Below are 3,039 nucleotides of genomic sequence, written 5' to 3'. Positions count from 1 at the left end.
ACGGAAGTATTTTGGGCGATAAAACCCGAATGGAAGAATTGGTAAAAGATGAAAATGCTTATATCCGACCAAGTGCTTCGGGCGATACTTTAGGTGGCGTTGCCAGAAAGACTCGTGAAACTATCATTCTTTGTGAAGCTTGTGGTTTTGATACGATTATTATTGAAACCGTTGGAGTAGGGCAAAGCGAAACCGCTGTTCACAGTATGGTGGATTTCTTTTTGTTGTTGAAAATTTCAGGCGCTGGTGATGAATTACAAGGTATCAAACGTGGCATCATGGAAATGGCGGATACCATCGTAATCAATAAAGCGGATGGTGATAATATTGCGAAAGCCAAATTAGCAAAAACTGAATTCAATAGAGCTTTACATTTATTTCCAGCTAAATCTTCGGGTTGGATTCCTAAAGTAACGACTTGTAGTGCTTACGAACAAACAGGAGTTGATGCGATTTGGGAAATTATTTCCGAGTATTTTGAATTGGTAAAAGCAAATCATTATTTTGAAGAAAAACGCCAAAATCAAAATCAATTTTGGATGATGGAAACGATTAATGAACAATTGAAATCTCACTTTTACAATCATCCGAATATCATTCAACTACTAGAAGAAAACAAAAAAGCCGTGCAAAATAATGAAATTTCACCTTTTGCAGCGGCTATGCATTTGTTGGAACAGTATTTTAATAAAGAGTAATTAGTGAAAAATGATTAGTAATTAGTTTTATTCTAAAACTGAACACTTTTTACTCCCGATAGCTATCGGGACTGAACACTATTCTTGCTCGTAGCGTTCAATTTCTCTATCGTAGAATTCTCCAGCAATGGTAATTAAATGTTCCATTTCTGATTCCAATTCTTTTTCGTCTTCTTCTTCGATGTCTTCTAAAAATTCTACTTCGTCATCTTTTAAGTTGATTACGAATCTTGGATATTCTAAATGGATTACGAAAATATCTTCTGGAAAATCGGTATTATCTCCGATAACAAATTTTGGTAAGTTCATGTTTTTATGATTTTAATTTCTTCTTTTTATTGTAATTGAACTTGTTCCTGAGTTTGCCCTTGAACCAGTTTTTTAGTCAAATAATTAAAGCGAATATACAAAAATAATGCGGCAGCTGTTAATCCAGCTAAAAGTCCAATCCAAACACCAACGGCTTTTAATTCGGTTTCTAATCCTAAGTAAATGGATATTGGAAATCCAATTACCCAATAAGCAACAAACGTTATATACATTGGAATTTTTGCATCTTGCAATCCACGAAGCGCACCTAAAACCACCACTTGCAAACCATCGGAAATTTGAAAAACAGCCGCTACTAAAAGTAAATTCGCCGAAATTGCGATTACTTCTAAGTTTTCGGTTAGATTTTTTACATCGTGGATATCCACGAAAATATAGGGTAAAATCGTATGTAATAACACAAATAATAAGGCAAAAACCACTTCGATAATTATCGTTAGTAAGAAGATAGAAATTGCTACTTTTCGTAAGGTAACATAATCTTCTAATCCTTTTTGGTTTCCAATACGAATCATAGCTGTAACGCTTAATCCCATAGCAAACATAAAGGTTAATGAAGCCAAACTCAACGCAATTTGATTCGCTGCTTGACTAGTTGTTCCAATCATTCCACATAACCAAATGGCTCCTGTAAATAAAGCAACTTCAAAGAACATTTGCATGGCAGAAGGCATTCCAATTTTAATGATTTTTTGGTTGACTTCCTTCTTAATTTCTTTCAAACTAAATCCTTTAAAATAGGGATGGAATTTCGGTTTTAAATTCATCATGTAGTGCATAAAACCTAACATCACAAAACGTGAAGCGATAGTTCCTACAGCTGCTCCAACGATGCCCCATTTTGGGAAAATCCAAATTCCGTAAATTAGAAAATAGTTAATCACTACATTGGTAATATTTCCAATAATGGTTGCCCACATGGAATATTTAGTTTCGCTCAAACCATCAGCAAACTGTTTGTACGCTTGATACATAATTAACGGAATCAACGAAAAACCAACGATGTCTAAATAGGGTTTTGCCATTTCTACCACAGCTTCGGGTTGGCCCATGTAAGCAATAAGTGGTTTTGAAAAGAAAATCAAAGTAAATAAAGCAACACCTAAAATCGTACACAAATACAAGCCATGATGAAAAGCAGAACGACCTCCAGCCACATCATTTTTTCCATCTGATTCCGCTACTAAAGGTGTAATTGCAGTTGAAAATCCAATACCTAATGACATCGCAATGAATACAAAACTATTTCCTAATGATACAGCTGCTAATTCGGTTGGACCTAATTTTCCCACCATAATATTATCCACAATTCCCACAACGGTATGACCTAACATTCCTAAAATAATAGGGTAGGCGAGTTTTAAGTTTTGTGAAAATTCTTTAGAGTAGTCGGAAAAAGTCATTTTGGCAATTTTGAGCAAAGGTAATAATTTGGAAAGGATTTCAAGAAAAAACCTGTCAGGATTCAAAATCGAGACAGGTTTTAAAATATTTTATTTTGCTTATTTTTTAATATTCGGATTTTGTGAATCACTCTCAATAAGTCCGTCTCGTAAACGGATGATTCTATGGGCATAAGCGGCAATGTCTTCTTCGTGAGTTACTAAGATTACCGTATTCCCGTTGGCGTGAATTTCGTTGAATAAATTCATGATTTCCACTGAAGTTTTACTGTCTAAGTTTCCAGTTGGCTCATCGGCTAAAATGATAGAAGGTTTGTTAACCAAAGCTCTCGCAACCGCCACACGCTGACGCTGACCACCCGATAACTGATTCGGTTTGTGATCCATACGGTCTTGAAGTCCTACTTGTGTCAATACTTCGGTAGCTCTTTCAACTCGTTCCGATTTAGAATGACCAGCATAAACCATTGGTAAAGCTACATTGTCCAAAGCCGTTGTTCTTGGCATTAAGTTGAACGTTTGAAAAACAAATCCAATTTCTTTGTTACGAATGCCTGCCAATTCATCGTCTTGCATTTCACTCACGTGTTTTCCGTTCAAAATGTAAG

Annotated in this window: 4 protein-coding genes; 1 reads left to right on the top strand and 3 read right to left on the bottom strand. The window is 35.5% G+C overall.

Annotated features, from left to right (window positions below; translation table 11 throughout):
* The coding region (gene meaB, locus Q0075_RS00435) for a methylmalonyl Co-A mutase-associated GTPase MeaB (RefSeq protein ID WP_297867797.1) at positions 1 to 698 on the top strand (698 nt) is incomplete at its 5' end.
* A 78-nt stretch (positions 699 to 776) separates the two neighbouring features.
* Here meaB and Q0075_RS00430 read toward each other — a convergent pair.
* The 3 genes from Q0075_RS00430 to Q0075_RS00420 form a co-directional block, all read right to left on the bottom strand.
* Positions 777 to 1,007, bottom strand: coding sequence for a hypothetical protein (locus Q0075_RS00430; RefSeq protein ID WP_008253940.1), 231 nt, complete (start codon positions 1,005 to 1,007; stop codon positions 777 to 779).
* A gap of 26 nt (positions 1,008 to 1,033) precedes the next feature.
* A complete protein-coding gene (locus Q0075_RS00425) occupies positions 1,034 to 2,431 on the bottom strand; it encodes an MATE family efflux transporter (RefSeq protein ID WP_297867796.1) in 1,398 nt (465 codons plus the stop codon).
* Positions 2,432 to 2,530: 99 nt separating this feature from the next.
* Positions 2,531 to 3,039, bottom strand: a 509-nt coding sequence (locus Q0075_RS00420; protein WP_297867795.1) for an ABC transporter ATP-binding protein, incomplete at its 5' end; no start/stop codon positions are given.

This window comes from uncultured Flavobacterium sp. (assembly GCF_937967675.1).
Lineage (GTDB): Bacteria > Bacteroidota > Bacteroidia > Flavobacteriales > Flavobacteriaceae > Flavobacterium.
Note: the sequence above shows the minus strand (reverse complement) of the source record. Positions and strands in the feature narration are given on the sequence as shown.